Source organism: Paenibacillus xanthanilyticus (assembly GCF_042682185.1).
In the GTDB taxonomy this organism is placed as follows: domain Bacteria; phylum Bacillota; class Bacilli; order Paenibacillales; family Paenibacillaceae; genus Paenibacillus_Z; species Paenibacillus_Z xanthanilyticus.
Window position 1 is genome coordinate 2123637 of the sequence record NZ_JBHUHA010000002.1, and the last position, 19244, is coordinate 2142880.

Here is a 19244-nt window from a genome sequence, read left to right on the forward strand (position 1 = left end):
AAATCCGCTTGCCCTCCGTAATGTTGTAGTATAATGATCGCTGCCCGGCAGTCCAATCACGAGGTGTATCCATGAAATATAAGGGACGATTACTCACGCTAAGCACGGTATTATCGGTACACACGCTGTACATCGTATACTATTTCTTCCGCGACGGCGCGGTGGACCTCTTCGATCTGCTCGGCTATCCCTTGTTCGGTGTCCTCGCCTACTGGGCCGGCCTGCAGTACGACCGCGCGGTGTACTATTCCGACAAAGACGTGCTCACGAATTTATACAACCGCCGCTTTCTAATCAAGGCGTTCGATAAAGCGAAATCACTCGCTTCCCGCATGAACGGCAGCTTGTTCCTGCTCGTCATCGACTGCGATAATTTCAAGGAAATCAACGATCGCGACGGCCACGCCAAAGGGGACCGCGTGCTCACGGCGATCGGCGACGTGCTCGTCGCCTCCACGCGCGGCAGCGATTTGGTCGCTCGCTGGGGCGGCGACGAATTCGTCGTCGTCGGCCACCATAAGGACGACACCGGTCTTCAGGCCATATTAGGACGGCTGGAGAGCCAGTTGACAGAAGTGTCGGCGCAAATGGGCGTCCGCATCCAAGTGTCCATCGGATCGGCGCTCTATCCGCGCGACGGCGGCGACCTCTACGACTTGATGAAGATCGCCGACGCGAATATGTACGCCAGCAAACGTGCACGCAAAGATTAAGCGGGCTGCGAAGCGGCAATACGTAGCGGGAGCCGAAAACAAAAGAGCCGGACGGAATCGATGCTTCACTTGATTCTGTCCGGCTCTTGGCGTATGCAATGACTGTTGCTATTAGACCGAATAGACGCTTTGACCCGCGCGCGGCGCCGGCTGCTTGCTGACTTCAGCTGCCTGCTCCTTCGCGGGAGCCGACTCGCCCTGCTGCAGCTGGTACATTTGATAATACTTGCCGCCGCGCGCCATCAGCGTCTCGTGGTTGCCGCGCTCGACGATCTCGCCGCGGTCGAGCACCAGGATCTGGTCCGCGTTCTTGATCGTCGACAAGCGGTGCGCGATGACGAACGTCGTGCGGCCCTTCTTGACGACCTCCAGCGCGCTCTGGATGAGCGCCTCGGTCTCCGTATCGATGTTGGACGTCGCTTCGTCCAAGATCAGAATCGCCGGATCGTACGCGAGCGCCCGGGCGAAGGAGATCAGCTGACGCTGGCCCGCCGAGAGCGTCGTGCCTTTCTCGATGACCGGCTCGTCGATGCCGCCCGGCAAATTCTTCAGCACCTGCTCGCTGCCGACGTCCTTGAGCGCCTGCTCGATCCGCTCCCGCGTAATGCGCGGGTCGTTCATCGAGACGTTGGACGCGATCGTGCCGGTGAACAGGAACGGATCCTGCAGCACGATGCCCATATGCTCGCGCATCGTCTGCTTCGGCATCTGGCGGATGTCCGTGCCGTCGATCGTAATACGACCCTGATCCACGTCGTAGAAGCGGAAGAGCAGGTTGATGATCGAGCTTTTGCCCGAACCCGTATGGCCGATCAGCGCGACCGTCTGGCCCTGCTTCGCCTCGAATTCGATGTTCTTCAGCACGTTCTCGCCTTCCTTGTAGGCGAAGGTGACGTTCTCGAACTTCACGTTGCCCTTGTAGCGCGGCATGCGCTCGTCGGCGACGTCGACGCCTTCCTCGTCCAGCAGGACGAACACCCGCTCCGCGGAGACGAGCGCCGTCTCGAGATTCGGCAGCTGATTGACGATGTTGACGATCGGCTGGAACAGCCGGTTCAAGTAATCGACGAACGCGTACAGCACCCCGAGCGTTACGAAGCCGCCCGGCGTCGTCAGCGTGCCGCCGGCGAAATACCAGATGAGCGCCACGTACGCCGCGTTGCGGATGACGTTGACCAGGTTGTGGCCCGTGAGCGAGTTGAGGCTGAGCATCTTCTGCTTGTAGCGCAGGTTCTCCTCGTTGAACGCTTCGAACTCCTGCTCCATCTTCTTCTCTTTGCGGAACGCGCGGATAATGCCCATCCCTTGAATCGATTCGTTGATCCGGCCGTTGATCTCGCTCAGCGTGGAGCGGATGATCCGGTTATATTTCTGCGCGATCTTGCCGTACACGATGACCCAGATGACGAGGATCGGCACGATGAACAGACAGATCGTCGCCAGCTTCACGTCCAGCACGAACAAGGCGCCGAAAATACCGAGCATGTAGATCGTGCCCGTGAAGAAGTTCGCCAACACGGTGACGTACAGCTCGCGGATCGATTCCGTGTCGTTCGTGATCCGCGAGACGATTTTGCCCGCCGGCAGATTGTCGAAATACTTGACCGGCAGCTTGTTGATGTGGCCGAAGACGTCCCGGCGCATCGTCCGAATGATCCGGTTCGAGGACGCCTGCAGGAAATACCGCTGTCCGTACGCGAACACCGCCGAGAGCAGAATCAGCGCGAAGTAATACCAGCACAGCTTGATCAGTCCGGCCAGCTCCGGCTTGAAAAATTGGTACAGCTCCGCCTTGCTCAGCCGCTGCGCCTCGTAAGCCGCGGTCTCTTGGCCGCGCGTGATTTGCACCCGGCCGTCCGCGAGCAGCTCGCGGCTGCCGTCGAACGCGACGGCAGTCGGAATAAAGTAGTAGTCGCTGCCCACTTGGAAAATGCGTACTTCTTGCCCGCGCGCCTCGCCCTCTTCGAAGTGATCCCCGCGCTTGTGATTCTCCCCGCCATACGCGACCGTATATTGGTCATCGGCCTGCGTCGCGTACCACGGCCTCTCGATGCCCGAGATGTGGACGTCGATCAGCTGCTTGGCGACCAGCGGCCCCGCCAGCTCCGTGCCGACGGAGACCAGCAGCATCAGCAGCGCGATGATCAGCTGCGTCCTTCCCTTGAGCGCGTATTTAAACAACCGCTTGATGGTCGCGCTCTTGCTGCCCGCCATCCTGTTGTCGATATCCAAATCGTAATGCTCGCTCGCTTCCATGCTCATGGTTGCTTCACCCGCCTTCTATTCGCTTGCTTTCTCCATTTGCTGCGTTTCGTATTGTTCTTTATACCAGCCGCCCCGGGCCATGAGCGCCTCGTGCGTGCCTTCTTCGATGACGCGTCCTTCGTCGAGGACGACGATCCAATCCGCGTGCTGCACCCCGGAGAGGCGATGCGTCGAGATCAGCGTCGTCTTGCCGGCGCGTTCGCGCCGGATATTCGCGATAATCTCGGCTTCCGTCCGCGCGTCGACGGCCGACATGGCGTCATCGAGCATCAGAATCTCCGGATCGGCGATGAGCGCGCGGGCGATCGACACCCGCTGCTTCTGGCCGCCCGAGAGGGCGACGCCCTTCTCGCCGACGAGCGTGGACAGCCCGCTCGGCAGGAAGGCGAGATCCTTCTTGAACGCCGACGCCGCGATCGCCTGCTGCAGCTTCTCTTCGTCCGCGCCTTCCGCGCCGAACAGAATATTCTCGCGAACCGTCCGGGAGAACAAGAACTGCTCCTGCGGCACGTAGCCGTACCAGGACTTCAGCTGGTCCATGTCGATGCGCTCGATCGGCGTCCGGCCGATCGTGATCGCCCCCGCGCCCGGCGGATATTCCCGGAGCAGCTGCTTGATGAGCGTCGTCTTGCCGCTGCCGGTCCGTCCGACGATGCCGAGCGTCTCGCCTTTGCGCAGCTTGAACGTCACGCCCTGCAAATTGTCCACGTTCGAGGACGGGTAGCGGAACGTGACGCCTTCGAACGCGATTTCGTCCGGTCCGGCCAGCCGTACCGCGTCGGCCGGGTCCGGCACGTCCGGCGCATGGCCGAGCGTCTCGTTCACCCGGTCGAGGGACGCGTTGCCGCGCTGCATGACGTTGATCATCTCGCCGATCGCGAACATCGGCCAGATCAGCATCCCGAGGTACACGTTGAAGGCGACGAGGCCGCCGATCGTCAGTTCGTTGTGATACACCAGATAAGCGCCGTAGCCGAGACCGATCAGATAGCTCGCCCCGACGAAAATCTTCACCGTCGGCTCGAACAGCGCGTCGATCCGCACGACCGCCAGGTTCTTCTGCAGCACATCCTCGGTCACGTCGTCGAACCGCCGCTCCGCCGCCCGCTCCTGCACGTAAGCGCGGATGACCCGGGTGCCGGAGATCGTCTCGAGCACGCCGTCGTTCATGTCGCCGAACGCGTCCTGCGCTTCGGTGAACCGTTTGTGAATCCATTTGCCGTACAAGCCGACCAGCACCGCCATGATCGGCAGCGGCAGGATCGACACCAGCGTCAGCTTCCACGAGACGAATACGGTCATCGTGACGAGCAGCGTCACCATCCAGATCGACGAGTCCATGACCGTCAGGATGCCGAAGCCCGCCGTGGCGCCGATCGCCTGCAAATCGTTCGTCGCCCGCGCCATCAGGTCGCCCGTCCGGTTCTTCTCGAAGAACGACGGCGTCATCCGCAGGAAGTGCCGCATCAGCTTCGAACGCATCAGCCGCTCGACGACGTTGGCGCCGCCGAACAGCCGGTAGATCCAGACGTAACTAATCGAATACGTGATGACCGTCAACACGATCAGCTGCACGATCGTGAGCGTGACGCTGTCCCACGAGACCGTGCCCAGCTGGATGCTGTCGATCGTGTTGCCCACCATCATCGGCGGGAATACCTCGATAATGCCGCAGATCGTCAGCAGGATAAGCGCTATTGTATACCGTTTCCATTCTTGCTTAAAAAACCAGCCCAGTTTATGCATAACCGCAAACATGAGGTTAGTCCCCTCTCTTCCGTCAGAACATGTAATTGTATATAAAAGAAAAAACACACCGCTCGTCAGCGATGTGTTTTCAGCCCGCAATAGAAAAGGCGCACGCCACGAGAAATTCGTGACAGGCGCCTTGAATCCGTATAGGTAGCGGTCTTAAGCCTGAATCTGCCGATCCATGCGAAAGCGCTCATCAAGGAGGTCACGAAACGTATGCAGTTGTTGAACAGCGTGATGGCGAACATCGTAACGAACGTCAGTCGTAAAATGGATAGTCGTGTTCAACATTTGCGAATCGCTCCTCTCTGGTGGTTTCCAATAGTTTCAAATCGTACTTCGTAAAGTTATCACGGTGGACAAAGCATTGTCAACGCTTAATTGCTGGTAATGTTTCGTTATAGCCGTTCTTTCCGCGAGGGGATTCAGCACCCCGTGCTGTCAGGCTTGGCGCGGTGTTCCGCGGCGTAGTTAAAGCACGTCGCAGCTGCCGCGAAGGGCTGCGTTTACCGAAATTTAATACGCGGGCGGCGGCAGCGGGGGCATGAGCTCAGTCCGCTTATAGACGCCACTAACGACGTAAATGGTAAACGCACTTAAACAAAGAGGGCGGCCCCAACGTCACTTTCGATGACGGATGAGACCACCCCTTACGCCATTCTTATTCTGCCGTCTGCAGCTGCAGCCACAGCGTCTTGTTGCGGTATTCGTCCTCCGCGCCGAGCTCGCGGCCGAACCAGGCCGGCGGGATGAAGTACTGGGCGGCGGACAGATCGGCGAACTCCGCCTCCACGACCGTCAAATCCACCTGCTTGTACTCGTCGATCTCGAACTTCTGCCCATCGGCGACCACCGTCGTGCGCACTTTCATAAGCGGGGTCAGCTTCGTGCGGCGGAGCAGCTGCTCGTACACCTCACCGGATATCGCGTATTCAATCTCCTCGCGCACCATGCCATGGCCGGATTTGAACGTATGCGTGTACGTCCGTCCGCCCTGCTCGTCCTCGATCTGCCGCACGCGAATCTCCTCTTTCTCCGAGTAGGCGAGGTACGTTTGGTAGATCGTCTGGCGGGACAGCACTTGGAGCGCGCCGCTGGCGACCTCCGCTTCCGGGAAGGCGTCCAGTAAATATTTGCGTTCGATTTCTTTGCCCATGGTTCATCTCGTTCCTTTCTGCTCGGACCGCCGGGACGAGCGCGGGCGCTTCGCCCCGGTTGCGGTCAATCCTCTAAAATTGCGGTTTCCAGCTCGTTCACGAACCGCCGGAGCCGGACGGCCAGTCTGCGGTTGATCTCGCCGCTCTCCACCAGCTGTTCGACGTAATTGCGCTGCTCCTGGACGGCCTTCATCTGCAGGTCCACGTTGATGCCTTCGTCGTCCGCCGCATCGCCCGGCTTCGCCTGCTTCAGCCTCGCGATGAGCAGCTGATAGTGCGCGATCACGACCTGCGCCGCGCGGTCGTTGCGCTTGCCGCGGGCTTGCTCGACCGCCCGCATGCCCGCCTCCGCCATTCGCAGGCGGGCATCCATGACGGATATGCATGCCGCGGCGCTGATCGCTTCTCCGGTCTGGCCCGTCTCCGCGAACAGGCGCGACATGAGACGCCGCATCTCCGTCCACGACTGCTGCAGCGGAACGTTCAGCCGGCCCGCGAGCAGGGATTCCATCCGGTCCAGCAGCTCGCCGAATCGGCTGGCCAAATCCGCCGATACTTCTCCATTCTCGGCGAGCCGCCTTAATTCCTCCCGCTCGGCCCGTACGCCGATCATGCGAAGCTCGGTCTCCAGCCGCCGCAGGCCCGGGTCGGACCACTCGCCTTGATGCTGCTGCACCCGTTCGACATGGCGCATGAACGCCGCGACCGCGCCGCGGTCGGCATGTCCTTCGACGCCCTTGCCGCGCAGCAGGTTCAAGCTGGCGTTGATCATATGCTCCTTCAGCGACAGCTCTGCTTCCTCCTCCGGCTGCTCCTCCCGCTCGCCTCTCGTCAGCAGCGGCAGCAGGACGCTCGCCAGCACGAGCGAGAACAAGATGACGCCGGCCGCCAGGAAGATGATGAGATCGCGCTGCGGGTAAGGCGTGCCGTCGTTCATGACGAGCGGAATCGACAGGGCGCCGACGAGCGTAATCGCGCCGCGCACGCCCGAGATGGCCGTGACGAAGAGCGGCTTGATGGCCGAATCCTTCGAGAAGACGAGCAGCCAGACGAGTCGGATGCCGATCAAGAGCAGCGTAATGACGGCGACGTACCCTAGCACCAGCCCGTTGTCGATCGACTCGTCCTCAAAGATCGTGTGCATCGCCTCGGGAATCGTCGCCCCGAGAATGACGAAGACGAGTCCGTTCAGCACGAAAATGACGACCGACCACGTGCTGGCCGAGACGACCTGCAGCTTGAAATGCGGCGACGCCGTCCGGTCGCGCTCGATCGCGTGGATGACGCCGCCCGCCACGACGGCAAGAATGCCCGACAGCCCCAGATGCTCGCTAACGAGGAAAATAATAAACGGCGTTAACAGCTGCAGCAGCATATGCGTCGTGACATCCTCCATGCCGAGCTTGCGGATCAAGAAGCCCAGCTGGATGAGCAGGTAGCCGAGCACCGCGCCGACCAGCAGTCCGCCGGCGGCGATGAGCAGGAAGCTGCCGGCCGCCTTGGGCAGCGAGAATTCGCCGGTGACGGCGGCGGCGATCGCGAACTTGAACGCCACGAGGCCCGAGGCGTCGTTCATGAGCGATTCCCCTTCGAGCAGACGCAGAATGCGCTTGGGCAGATGGATCCGCTTGGCCAGCGCGCCGACGGCGACCGCGTCGGTCGGAGACAGAATCGCGGCCAGCGCGAACGAGGATGGCAGCGACAAAGAGGGAATCATCCAATGGATGACGTAGCCCCCGATCAGCACCGTCGCGAATACGAGACCGAGCGCCAGCAGCAGAATAGGGGCGCGCAGGTTCCACAGATCCTCGCGCGGGGTCCGCTTGCCGTCATTGAACAGCAGCGGGGCGATGAACAGGACGAAGAACAGCTCCGGCTCGAGCTCCACGTGCAAACCCATCGGCAGCAGCACGGCGCAGGCGCCGAGCCCGATTTGGATGAGCGGCACGGGGATGAACGGGAGGAACCGGTGCAGCACGTCGGATACGCCGATGACGGTGAGCAGGGCGAGTACGGTAAGGAATAGTTCCATGGAATCGTCGATTCTCCTTCGGCAGGCGGCACGGGCGCCATCCGCCCGCATTCGGTGCGCAAGGCGGACAGGCGGCGCTCGCCTGGACATTCTTCCTCCTTTTTACCCTACTCGTCCCGGTTTGATACTCGGCGGACGCGACGCATGAGACGCCGAATAGCCTCATCCCGTCCGCCTTGCGGCGTGGAATGAAGCTGGATAGGCTGGCCGGCCCCGCCCGCGCGGGCTAGGCTCAGAAGTCCTTGCGCTGAAACCGAAGCAGGCCGAGCGCGAAGGCGACCGCTCCGTAAATCACCGTATACATCATAAAGCTCCCCGACGGCAAATTGCCGAACGCGAACAACGAGAAAATACTGTCGTCGGTCATGGGCACGAAGCTCGTCAGTTGATCATAGCTGAGCAGCTCCGCCAGCATCTGGCGTTGAATCGCGTCCGCCGGCATGACCAGCGACATCAAGCCGGTAATGGTGTTCAGCGGCTGTATGATCTTCTCGTCCAGATCCAGCGAACCGGACAGCTTCTCGATCATGCCGCCCAGCCAACCTGCCCCGTACAGCATCGTCATAAAGACGCCGTTGCCGAGCGCCGAGAAGAAGCAGGAGCCGAGCATCGAGACAGAGATGATGAGCGGGACGACCGAGGCGAACAGCAGGAAAGAGCGGAGGAGCAGTGCGGGATCGCGCGGGATGCCGGCGTGCGCGCTCGTCACGGCCAGAATGGAGGCGAACAGCACGATCGCGTAGCCGATCCCGAGCGTCACGTAGCCGAGCCAGCGGCCCGCGAACCACTTCCACCGCGGGATCGGCCGGGGCAGCATCGCCTGCATGACGCCCTGCTCGGCTTCGCCCGCGATCGCGGAGAAGGAGCTGAAGATCGCCAGGAAGGCGAGCACGAAGCCGCCGAAGAAGAAGCCGAGCATCAGGATGAACGCGCCGCGGGTGAACTGCTCGATCAGATCGATGTCCCCGCTGCGGCTGAAGACGCCCATGTTCCGGTATCCGAGCGTAGCGGCCACGAACCAGAAGGCGAGCAGAAATACGGCCGTCATGAGCAGCGTCAGGACGAGCACGCGCTTGCGCAGCAGCTCCTGCCACGTCATCGTCATTATGGTGATCATGCCCTCTCCCCCCTATGGCTCAAGCCGGAGACGGCTTCCATGAACCATTCCTCCAGACGTTCTTTCGCTTTGGCGACCTCGTACAGCGTCACGCCCTGCTCGATCAGGAGCGCGTTGATCCAGCCCGCCTGCTCTTCGTCCTCCAGCTCCGCTTCGATCCAGACTGGTGCGAGCCCGTTCAGACTATTAGGCGCATTCAGCCGCCCCGCCGCCAGTCCGATCGCGATGCCGGTCGTCTCGCGCAGTCCCTCCAGCAGCAAAGGCGACAACCCGCCGACCTTGAACAGCCAGCGGGTTCGCGTATGAATGACCTCCGACACGCTGCCGTGGCGAAGGATGACGCCGTTGTTGAGCAGCGCGATCCGGTCACACAGCGCCTCGACGTCTTCGAGCAAATGGGAGTTCAAGAAAATCGTCTTGCCCTGCTCCTTCAGCCCCGCCACAATCGTCCGCACCTCCCGGCGGCCGATCGGATCGAGCGCCGAGGACGGCTCGTCCAAGAACACGATGGCCGGATCGTTCACCAGCGCGCATGCGAGACCGAGACGCTGCTGCATGCCTTTGGAGTAGTTCTTCACGCGGTCCCGCCCCCGCAGGCCAAGTCCGACTTCCTCCAGCAGACGCGGCACGCGCTCGTCGGCAACCGTGCGCGGGGTTCCGCACAGCTTCGCGTGCAGCCGCACGACCTCTTCGCCGCTCAGCCACTCCTGGTAGCGGTACAGCTCCGGCAAATAGCCGATATGCCGCTTCGCCGCCAGGGTGCCGATCGGCTCGCCGAGCAGGCTGGCTTGGCCGGAGGTCGGCGTCACGAGCCCAACCAGCATTTTGACGAACGTACTCTTGCCCGCGCTGTTGGGACCGAGGAAGCCGAAGGCTTCCCCTTTCCCCACGCGGATCGAGACGTCGCGGCAGCCGCGGCCGTTGTCGTATTGCTTCGTCAGCCGAACGGCTTCGATTGCCGCCTCGCTCATGCGATCAGCTCCCCGATCTTCGCGAGCATGGCCTCGCGCGTCGTGAACATGCTCCCGCCGTCGAATTGGAAGAGACGTCCGTCGTGAATCCAAGCCGCCCGGAATTGCGCCACTTCTCCCTCCGCCGAAAGCACGACCCGCGTCCCCTCAACGTCAATCTTCTCGGCCTGCTTGCCCTCGATGAACGGAATCGGAAGCTTGCCCTCGAGAATTTGGCTTTGCTTCAAATCCTGCTTCAAGTATTCCGGCAGCAGCGGAAAATCCAAGACCGCATTCAACGCCTCCTCTACCGGGACAGCGGGGTCGACCGTCACGACAGGAGCCTTCTGCACCTGCATATACGCCCACTGACCTTCCTTAGCTCCCAACGCTTGTTCGCCATAATACACGCGCTCGCTCAGCTCGAGCTTGATCGATTTGCCGTCGATTTCCTCGGGCATGAGACGCGTCGCACCCAGCCGCTTCATCACATCGTTCACTTCGTCCACGTTCAACTTAAAGGTGACCGTGGTGGACGGCGAGATGGACACTTTCGCACCTTCCGCCACGCTGCCGGCCAGCTCATAACCAAGCAGCCGCTCCGCTTCTTCCACGGAGAGCTCTCCCTCCGTCAACTTGCCGCTTTCCGTCGTATAGGTACCGAATTGATTGACCATCTCGCGGAAGCCGGCATCGCTTCCGGCCACGCTCTCGAACATCAATCGCAAATCATTTTCGTTCACGACCGTAATCTGCTCCGCGCGGAACTGGTTCAGAATCGCGGCCAGCGCTTGATTGCCCGCCGGCGTCGCGATAACCGTCCCGAGCAGCAGGCATGCCGCCGCGGCCGCGCCCCACTTGCGTCTGCGGCTCATCCGCATGCGCTTGCGGACCGGCTGCTCCGGCACGTCCACGCTCGCAGCTGGCGCCGCGCCGTTTGGTTTCTCCATCGAAGGCCATTCGGCCGCCGCGAATACGCTGCCCGTCTTGGTTCCTTCATCTTCATGTCCCTGCTTCTGCCGCTCCGTGCGCTTGGCCGCTTCGGCCCACGCCGCCCACTGCGCGCCGGCCTTCTCGCCCGCCAGCTTCGCCTGCAGCTTACGCCATGCTTCTTCGGTACGCTCGTTCGCCTTATCGAAAGGTTCCGTACGCATTCGCGCATCCTCCTTTATAACTCCTAATTCTCTCTTTGGTTAAACCGGCCTTCTTCGCGCGGCTTCGCCTCTCGTCAGCGGCTGCCCCATGCATCCGGCATGCCCGCCTTCGCCGCGCTCTGCTTGAGCTTCTCGGTCGCCCGCTGGATAAGCGTGCCGACGACCGGCAGCCTGACGTTCAGCCGCTCGGCGATCTCCGCGTAGCTGTAGCCGGAGTGACGAAGCAGCAATACCTGCCGGTCACGTTCGGGGAGCGCGTCCAGCCATCCCCGCACCTGTTCCTGGTCCATCTGCCGCAGCAGCTCCTCTTCGCCGGACACGGCGGCGGCTTCGCCCCCATACATTTGCTCCTGCTTGCTCTGAAGCCTGCGCTCCCTAGCCTTCTTGTCCATATAGTCATAGCCGGTCCGCGTCAGCACCCGGTGGAGCCAGGCGCCGATCGCGGCGGGATCGTCCGGCGGATTGCGATATAATTTCACGAAGACGTCCTGCGCCAAATCATCGGCCGCCGCTTCGTCGCGCACGAGCGCCGCAAGCTTGCGCCGAACAATCGGGTAATGCTCGAAGAAAATCGTTTGAAAATAGTCGGATTCCGGAAATTCCATTCGTTTAGCCTCCTTTCGGCTGCAGCTATTAGAAAGACGGACGACCGCCCGGATTTATATCAGCGTGCGCGAAAATTGTTCTCATCTCGCTTATTAGCGTCCATCGTCCGCTCCTAGAGATTCGGATTAAAATAAGCCAAGATCCGCATCGCCAGCATCATCGCCTCGTGATTGGCCCACGATCGATAATACGGCATGACAAGCGGCTCGACGATCAGAACCAACCAGCAAGCGGCCGCCGTCGCAAGCGCCTGCCACCAGTAACGGCCAGCCCGAACAGCCCGCCACAGATTGACGACGATCGGCGTTACGACCGCCGCGCAGAACGCGGCCGCAAGCAGCACAAGCGGCACGTATCCCTCCGCCGCGTAATGCGCCCACCGGGTCCAAAACACGTATGCATACACGAAAACAGCGTTCATCGCCGCCAGCCCCAAATAACTTCTCGCACGCATTCGAGCGCCCTCCTCCGATCGGATCCTGCGTAATCGCTTAGCCAATCTTCAAGATCTCCATTCTACCCCACTTCACTTGCAGAATAGTTTTCCAGCTTCGTTATTAATCTTGTTTATCTTTGTACATATGACGATGGTTTCGCCCGCTTTGTTTGATGCTGTCCGAATGCCATTGCCATGTTTATTCAAGCCTGGATTGTCATACACTACCATCATCTGGATCTCGCAGCAGAGAGGCGGTTGGGGAGACGCGCATGACGAATACGCCCAAGCACTGGCAGGAAGCCGTCGTTTATCAAATCTATCCGCGCAGCTTCATGGATTCGAATGGGGACGGAATCGGCGACCTGCGCGGCATCATCGGCAAACTGGACTATTTAAATAAGCTCGGCGTGGACGTCGTCTGGCTCAGCCCGATCTACCGTTCCCCGGGCGACGACAATGGCTACGACATTAGCGATTACCGCGAGATCGCCGAGGAGTTCGGCACGATGGATGATTGGCGGGAGCTGCGGGACGGACTGCACGCGCGCGGCATGAAGCTTGTCATGGACCTGGTCATCAACCACACCTCCGACGAGCATCCGTGGTTCGAAGCCTCGCGCGCATCGCGGGACAGTCCTTACCGCAACTATTACATCTGGCGCGATCCGAAGCCGGACGGCTCGGAGCCGAACAACTGGGTGTCGGTCTTCGGCGGCTCCGCTTGGCAATTCGACGACATCACCGGCCAATATTACCTGCATCTGTTCTCGCGCAGGCAGCCGGATCTGAATTGGAATTATCCTAAGGTCCGGGAATCGCTGTACGACATGATCCGCTGGTGGATCGGGCAGGGCGTCGACGGCTTCCGCATGGACGTCATCAACTACATTTCAAAGACGGAGGAGCTTCCGGACGCAGAGCGGCACGGCGGCGCGCGCTACGCATGGGGCGGCGATTATTTCGTCAGCGGGCCGCGGTTCCTCGAATTTCTGGCGGAGATGAACGAGCAGGCGCTGTCGGCGCGCCCCGGCCTGCTGACGGTCGGCGAGATGCCCGGCGTCACCCCGGAGCAGGCGCATCGCTATACCGGCAATCCTGCATACGGGATGAACATGGCGTTTCAATTCGAGCATGTGGATATCGACGGGGGCGGCGGAGATTGGTTCCGCGCCGGATGGTCGCCACGCGAGCTGAAGGGCATTCTGCACAAATGGCAGCTCGCGCTGGGAGACGAAGGCTGGAACAGCCTGTATTTGAACAACCACGACCAGCCGCGCGCGGTGTCCCGCTTCGGTCAGGACCGGGAGCACCGGGTCGCATCGGCCAAGATGCTCGCCACGCTGCTGCATACGCTGAAAGGCACGCCTTACGTGTATCAAGGCGAAGAGCTCGGCATGACGAACACCTATTTCCCGTCGATCCAGGATTACCGCGACGTCGCCACGCGCAATGCTTATGTCGAACACGTGGAACTTCACGGCGTCCACCCGGCCCGCATGCTCGAAGCGATCCATCGCAAAAGCCGCGACAACGCGCGTACGCCGATGCAGTGGACGGGAGGCGCGAACGCCGGCTTCACGACCGGCGCGCCTTGGATCGGCGTCAATCCGAACTACCGGGAAATCAACGCGGCGCAGGCGGTCGACGACCCGAATTCCGTCTTCCATTATTACCGCCGGCTCATCGCGCTGCGCAAGGCGCATCCGGACGTACTCGTGTACGGTCGTTACGAGGCGTTCGCGGAGTGGCACGAGCATATCTATGCTTATACGCGCACGGCCGCAAGCGGCGAGCGGTGGCTCGTGCTGCTCAACATGACCGCCATCGACTCGTGGCTGCAGCTGCCGGATCATCTGCGCCACGACGCGCGCGACGTCATCCTCGGCAACTACCCGCTAATGGCAGAATGGGACATTATGGAGGTATCGCTGCGTCCATTCGAGGCGCGGGTGTATCGGCTGAAGTAGCGGCGGCCGACAGACTTCCGGAAGGCGCCCGCCGCAACGCCAAAGAGAGCCGCCAAGGTAAGCCGCTCCTCCGCTTCGCGGCGCGCGTGATGCGCGCCGCAAAGCGGGGGAAGCCTTACGAAGGCGACTCTCTTTGTCCATATCTGCTCGTACATCCGCCGGTTACTCCCGATGTCCCTTGAATAGCAGCCCCGGCATATCCAGCGCCATCGAGACGTTGCACAACAACCCTCTGGCCATGAAGTCGCTCGTACGTCTGGCCGCGTCGGGCGCGCCGCTCTGTTCGAAGGCTCCCTCAACAAGCTCGATCACGCCGCGCATACCTTGGCGCATCGCCTCGCGGACCGGCGTCTCTTGAATCGTCTGCGCCTGCATCTGCAGCAAGATTTCGCTCCGATGAGAAGCCATGATCGCTTCATACGCCTGAATGAGCCCTTCTTCGAGCCGCTCCGGCGCCTCGGCCGCGATCACGCGCTCGAATGCCTGCCGTACGCGCTGCCAGGAGACCTCGAGCGCTTCGACGAGCAGCGATTCCTTCGTGAAGAACCGGTATACGTAAGGCTGCGAAATGTTGGCCCGTTCCGCCACCTGCGCGGTCGTCGCCCGGTAATAGCCGATCTCCGCGAACACGTCGATCGCCGCGGCGACGATATCCGTCCGGCGGTTCGCAGACGTAGCCGTGCTTTTCGCCATAACCCGCTCCTCCCCTCTAACAATTATTGATTGACCAATTACATACCAATACAGTGTAATGCATTCGTCCGTTTCGCGCAAGCCTTACCATTAAACAACCTGCACGCCTTTCGCGGCCTTCCGCTTCCTTCCCCCACAACCGGACGCCCCCGCCTCCTGCCGTTAGACACCGGGGCAACCGGCGGGCTTCCGGGCGGACGAGGGCGGGATGCGTTTACGACTTCCGCCATCTCTTGAGCACCTGCTGCAGCAGCAGACCAGCCGCAAGACCGACGAAGCAGCCGATCATCGGCAGCCAGACGGGTCCCCAGACGACGCCGAATATCCGATTCTTGGAATAGAAGACGCCTACCGTCGCGCAGTAGGCCGCCAGCACGGAGGCCGTGAAGGAGAACCCTCTGCCCGATCCGGGAATCCGGTACGCATCCCAGATGCCGAACATATAGAAGCACGGGTAGAACAGCAGCCATTGGTAGTTCGCCGTATGCACGGCCTCCTCGATCTCGCCGAGGAAGCTCAGCATAATGATTTCGTTCAAATGCGCATTGACATTGATCAGCAGTTCAGCGGCAATGAGAATAACACCGGTTACGTAATGTTTCTTCAGCAATTGACCAAACCCTGGCAGTGCGATGCTCCATAGAACCTTTTCAATTTGCTCCGATTTGGTCATGACATTCACCCGTTACGATGGAATTAAAGCGTCGCGTTCGATAGCGCCAGGAATTTTCTCAAGCCAGCCCTTCCCAATCATTAATTCGGCTCCGTCGTCCGCGAACGTGCCCACCTCGGCCGCCAAGCGGAGGTAGGCCGCGGCCAAATCCCGGCGCGGACTCGCGGATGTCGCCGAACCGTAATTGCCGATCCCGATCGCGGTCAGGGTGAGCGTGTGGAACAAGATGAGCTTGTCCGTGAACGGCGCCTCAGTGGAGGCCGTCACTTCCGCTTCGAACGTGCCCGGCGCCGGAAGCTGATCGTCCTTCAGCAATTGGCTGAACACGTCGATATGCTTGGAGGCGATATCCCGGGCGCGAATCGTGAACTCCCGCACCTCCTTCGATTTGGCCGTCTGGGAGAAGCCTATCATGAGCGCTTTGCCCAACGCGTTGCTGATCGTGTTCAAGTACAAATGCGTGATCTCCACCGCGTTGAGCGGACGCCGGTCGCCGAACAGCCCATTGAGCCACCCTTCCTTCCGCACCTTCTCCGCCGGCGCCGGCGCAAGATGGGGCGCGCGCATAAACAATCCTTTGTCCAGCAGCATCGTCGTCGTCCGGTCGAGCAGCTCGGCAGCCGTCTTCAAATTATGGTTGAAGAACTCCCGGATGTCGCCTCTGGTCGACGTCGCCAGCGCAAGCGAGTATGCCACCGTGCCGCCGATGCCCATTTGACGAACATAGTAGAGCATGATCAGATCGGAGAATAACCGGGGCGCACGCACGTTGACATCCGCTTCGGAGAAACCGAGCGGCAGCACGATCTCGCCTCGCGCCTCCAAGTCCTTCTTGAACCCGATGTGATCTTCCGTCAACCCGAGCGCATACTTGAGAATATGCTTCACTTCGCGATCCTCCGCCGTGGCCGCGAAATAACGAAGCACCCCATTGGCCATGCTGTCGCCCAGAAAACCCGTCCAGATCGGCGCCACCTCGGCCGCCGTCAAAGGTACTTGCCGCTTGCTCATGATCCGCTCCCCTTTGCCTGAAACATGCTCCTTTTAAAATTCCCAATCCGCTCCAAAATAACCAATTCGCCCGGCCGCACCGACAAAAAATCCCCCTGCACGGCGAGACGCTGCCTCGCATGCAGGGGGATAATCCCCGGGTTATTTCTTCTCGTAGCCCGTGACAAGATACTTGGATTTCGCATCGTCCCATTTGAGGGTGTAGACGCCGCCGTCCGCCGTCGTGACGGTATACGTGTCGTTCTCGCCTTCAATCTGAACGTCTTCCGCGTTCTTCGTCGCCAGAATCGAAGCCGCGAAGAACGGCTCCGTGTTCACGAGCGTGCTCTCGCCGCTCTTCTTGTCCGTGACGTAGTGCGCGACGATGGCATCGGCCAGCGCCGGATCAAAATAGTTCGCCAGCAGCGACTTCGCCTTCTCGGCCGTGCCGGTAACCGGATCGAGAATCGGCGTGCCGTCCTCGAGCGTCGCTTTCCCGAACAGCGTGCGTACTTTATCCTCGGCGATCTTGGCGGTCGTGTATACTTTCCGCTTTGCCTTATCCTCATCCGGCGCCTGGTTCTGTGTCTGCGCTTCGCCTTGCGCGTCATGGTTCGGCGCCTTGTTCGAGTTACCGGAGCAGGCTCCGAGCGTAAGCGCCAAGAGCGCCACGAGAATAGCGGTTAATGCTTTCTTCATGTGTAACAATCCTCTCTTGCATCTATGCTTAGAATATCGCCTGGCCATCCTCATTAAGGTAACCACTTCAAATATTCCTAATGCCCTTCTTCCGCGGGGACGATGTCCACGTTAATCAGCAGCTCCCGATGATCCGGTTCGCGCTTACGCAGCGCGGTCCGCTCCTCCCACTTGCCGAGCAATTCGGCGAACTCCTGCTTCAGCTGCAGCGCTTCTTCCGCGCTGAGGAGCAGGCGCGTCTCCACGCCCGGCCGCGGATGCGAACGGCTATGGAAGACGGTGGCGACCGACTTGTAATACTTCTCGACGATGCCCCCTAGCTCGCGGGTCTCCACGATCTCGACCAGCTTGCCTTCAAGCAGCCGCTTCAAATGGTAATGCACGTTGCCGGGCGTCTCCTCCAGCAGCACCGAAATCTGCTTCACCGTGCGGGGCGTGTCCTTCAGCGCATGCAGCAGCTTGACCCGCAGCGCGCTGGCCAGCAGCTTCTGCTGCTCGAGGTTGATCGATAACGGATGGCTCATGGAGGCTGACTCCTTTAGAATCAAGTGTTCTAATTTTCCAGAACGTACTGCAATTATAGATCGAGTGCGAAAAAGCTGTCAACCTCGTCCCTTCCCCCCCTCCGCTGCAATGCTGTCAGGTTAAGAAGGGCTCCGCCCCTTTGACCCCGCTTTTGTTGCTCCCTCCTCCCACCTCCTCCGCCGAGGAGGCTCCAAAGGACTTTGCCCTCTGGACTCCCTTCTTCGTGCAGCCTCCAATGTTCGCGGTCGGCGGGTTGCTTCGAGCTGGCGCGCTTTTGTCCTCGCGGACAAAGCTTCAGTGAGTTTTAAGTCATTCCTAAGGCATAAGCCTGCCTACTATAGGTCACGGGCGGCTTCGCCGGACGTAATCCCTTAACCTAACAGCATTGCCTAGCCGGTACCAGCGAAAGATGGTACTGTCCGGCAGGCTTCGCCGCGGCTAAACTAAACTTAACGAGATTACGAACGCCGCCAAGAACTACCGCTTCTTCTGCCTGCAACCGTCCGCTGCCGTTCGTCCTCCACGTCCTCCGCGTCCGCGAGGCCGACCCAGCCGCGGCATGCGGCTGCCTACCGAATCCGGCCCCTCCCGGCCGCGCGGCCTCCTTCGCCGAAGCCGGATCGCGCTTCTTCGCACGCCCCTCTCCGCCTAAACCGCCCGGTTCCCCCGCCTCTCCCCCCGCTTAGGCAACCGCTGTTACATACCCCCGAATCCTCCTCCGGAGCCCGGAAGAACGCCCGTTCTTCCGGGCTCCCCGTTTTGGGGGCGCTTGATCCTACGCGCGGTCGACGTCAAACAGCCCCTTGCCTGTTGAGGCAGGGGCTGCTTATGTGCGCGGCGTTATCGATCATGGCCGCGGCGTCATATCGACTCCGTCCCGGGCTTGGCGCTCTCGCGCGTAAACCAGGCTTCAATCCGTTTGCTGATGATGAACGAAACGAGGACGAACAGCACGACGTACAACAGCCTCGCCGGCTCTCGGATGAAGCTTTCCACGTCGTAGCCGATCATCGACACCGACATGACCATGACCGCCTTGCCGAACAAGATCGCGATCAGGAAGGAACGCAGCGGCATGCCCGCGAGGGCGGCCGCGATGTTAATGACGACGAACGGTCCGACGGGAAATAAGCTGAGCAAAAACACGTACCCGAACGCGTTGCGCCGGATCCAGACCATGCTCCGCTGCACGCGCGGCTTCGCCGCCCACTTGCGCGCGTAGCGGTGCTCGCCGATCCGCCGGAAGATGAGGAACGTGGTCATGCAGCCGGCGATCATCCCCAGCCAGGAATACAGAAAGCCGAGCCATAAGCCGTACACCGCCGCGTTGACGCCGACGATGATCAGCGTGGGCAAGGGCGGGACGAACGATTTCATGAAGGTCAATGCGATGCCCGGCAGCGGGCCGAGCGATCGGTATCGGTCGAGGAAATGCCGTACGTCCTCTTCGGTTAATGACGTCAGCGTATCGATTAGGGAAGACATGGGCGCACTCCGTTGTTCGCGGCGTAC

At 60.8% G+C, this 19244-nt stretch carries 17 protein-coding genes; 2 read left to right on the forward strand and 15 right to left on the reverse strand.

Annotation, left to right across the window (positions count from 1 at the left end; all coding sequences use genetic code 11):
* The first annotated feature begins 71 nt into the window (after positions 1–71).
* On the forward strand, positions 72–713 hold the full coding sequence (locus ACFSKT_RS26750) for a GGDEF domain-containing protein (protein WP_377720771.1): 642 nt from the start codon (positions 72–74) through the stop codon (positions 711–713).
* Between the two features lie 111 nt (positions 714–824).
* Here ACFSKT_RS26750 and ACFSKT_RS26755 read toward each other — a convergent pair whose 3' ends face one another.
* The 9 genes from ACFSKT_RS26755 to ACFSKT_RS26795 form a co-directional block, all read right to left on the reverse strand.
* Positions 825–2927, reverse strand: coding sequence for an ABC transporter ATP-binding protein (locus tag ACFSKT_RS26755; RefSeq protein ID WP_377720844.1), 2103 nt, complete (start codon positions 2925–2927; stop codon positions 825–827).
* 66 nt (positions 2928–2993) lie between these two features.
* Positions 2994–4736, reverse strand: a complete 1743-nt coding sequence (locus ACFSKT_RS26760) for an ABC transporter ATP-binding protein (RefSeq protein WP_377720770.1) — start codon at positions 4734–4736, stop codon at positions 2994–2996.
* A 655-nt stretch (positions 4737–5391) separates the two neighbouring features.
* Positions 5392–5886, reverse strand: coding sequence for a CYTH domain-containing protein (locus tag ACFSKT_RS26765; protein WP_377720769.1), 495 nt, complete (start codon positions 5884–5886; stop codon positions 5392–5394).
* A gap of 65 nt (positions 5887–5951) precedes the next feature.
* On the reverse strand, positions 5952–7919 hold the full coding sequence (locus ACFSKT_RS26770; protein WP_377720768.1) for a Na+/H+ antiporter: 1968 nt from the start codon (positions 7917–7919) through the stop codon (positions 5952–5954).
* Positions 7920–8151: 232 nt separating this feature from the next.
* Positions 8152–9036 (reverse strand): ABC transporter permease subunit, encoded by an 885-nt coding sequence (locus ACFSKT_RS26775; RefSeq protein WP_377720767.1) that lies wholly within the window; start codon positions 9034–9036, stop codon positions 8152–8154.
* Positions 9033–10007 (reverse strand): ABC transporter ATP-binding protein, encoded by a 975-nt coding sequence (locus tag ACFSKT_RS26780; RefSeq protein WP_377720766.1) that lies wholly within the window; start codon positions 10005–10007, stop codon positions 9033–9035. The genes ACFSKT_RS26775 and ACFSKT_RS26780 overlap by 4 nt, the downstream gene beginning before the upstream one ends.
* Positions 10004–11140 (reverse strand): hypothetical protein, encoded by a 1137-nt coding sequence (locus ACFSKT_RS26785; RefSeq protein WP_377720765.1) that lies wholly within the window; start codon positions 11138–11140, stop codon positions 10004–10006. Before ACFSKT_RS26785 ends, ACFSKT_RS26780 begins: the two co-directional genes overlap by 4 nt.
* Positions 11141–11214: 74 nt before the next feature.
* The gene (locus tag ACFSKT_RS26790) at positions 11215–11745 is read right to left on the reverse strand and encodes a sigma-70 family RNA polymerase sigma factor (protein WP_377720764.1); all 531 of its coding nucleotides are present in this window, start codon (positions 11743–11745) and stop codon (positions 11215–11217) included.
* Between the two features lie 113 nt (positions 11746–11858).
* Positions 11859–12200, reverse strand: coding sequence for a hypothetical protein (locus ACFSKT_RS26795; RefSeq protein WP_377720763.1), 342 nt, complete (start codon positions 12198–12200; stop codon positions 11859–11861).
* A 254-nt stretch (positions 12201–12454) separates the two neighbouring features.
* Between ACFSKT_RS26795 and ACFSKT_RS26800 the strand changes: the two genes are divergently transcribed.
* Positions 12455–14152 carry an alpha-glucosidase gene (locus ACFSKT_RS26800; protein WP_377720762.1) on the forward strand — a complete coding sequence of 566 codons (1698 nt, stop codon included), beginning with the start codon at positions 12455–12457 and terminating at the stop codon, positions 14150–14152.
* Positions 14153–14314: 162 nt separating this feature from the next.
* Here ACFSKT_RS26800 and ACFSKT_RS26805 read toward each other — a convergent pair whose 3' ends face one another.
* The 6 genes from ACFSKT_RS26805 to ACFSKT_RS26830 all read right to left on the reverse strand — a co-directional run bounded on the left by ACFSKT_RS26805 (position 14315) and on the right by ACFSKT_RS26830 (position 19217).
* Positions 14315–14845 (reverse strand): TetR/AcrR family transcriptional regulator, encoded by a 531-nt coding sequence (locus ACFSKT_RS26805; protein ID WP_377720761.1) that lies wholly within the window; start codon positions 14843–14845, stop codon positions 14315–14317.
* Positions 14846–15059: 214 nt separating this feature from the next.
* Positions 15060–15518, reverse strand: coding sequence for a hypothetical protein (locus tag ACFSKT_RS26810; RefSeq protein ID WP_377720760.1), 459 nt, complete (start codon positions 15516–15518; stop codon positions 15060–15062).
* 12 nt (positions 15519–15530) lie between these two features.
* On the reverse strand, positions 15531–16529 hold the full coding sequence (locus tag ACFSKT_RS26815; protein ID WP_377720759.1) for a DUF3231 family protein: 999 nt from the start codon (positions 16527–16529) through the stop codon (positions 15531–15533).
* A gap of 141 nt (positions 16530–16670) precedes the next feature.
* Entirely contained in the window at positions 16671–17207 is a 537-nt protein-coding gene (locus tag ACFSKT_RS26820) for a hypothetical protein (protein WP_377720758.1), read from the reverse strand.
* A gap of 77 nt (positions 17208–17284) precedes the next feature.
* Positions 17285–17731, reverse strand: coding sequence for an ArsR/SmtB family transcription factor (locus tag ACFSKT_RS26825; RefSeq protein WP_377720757.1), 447 nt, complete (start codon positions 17729–17731; stop codon positions 17285–17287).
* Between the two features lie 862 nt (positions 17732–18593).
* Positions 18594–19217, reverse strand: a complete 624-nt coding sequence (locus tag ACFSKT_RS26830; protein WP_377720756.1) for a TVP38/TMEM64 family protein — start codon at positions 19215–19217, stop codon at positions 18594–18596.
* Between the last annotated feature and the right edge of the window lie 27 nt (positions 19218–19244).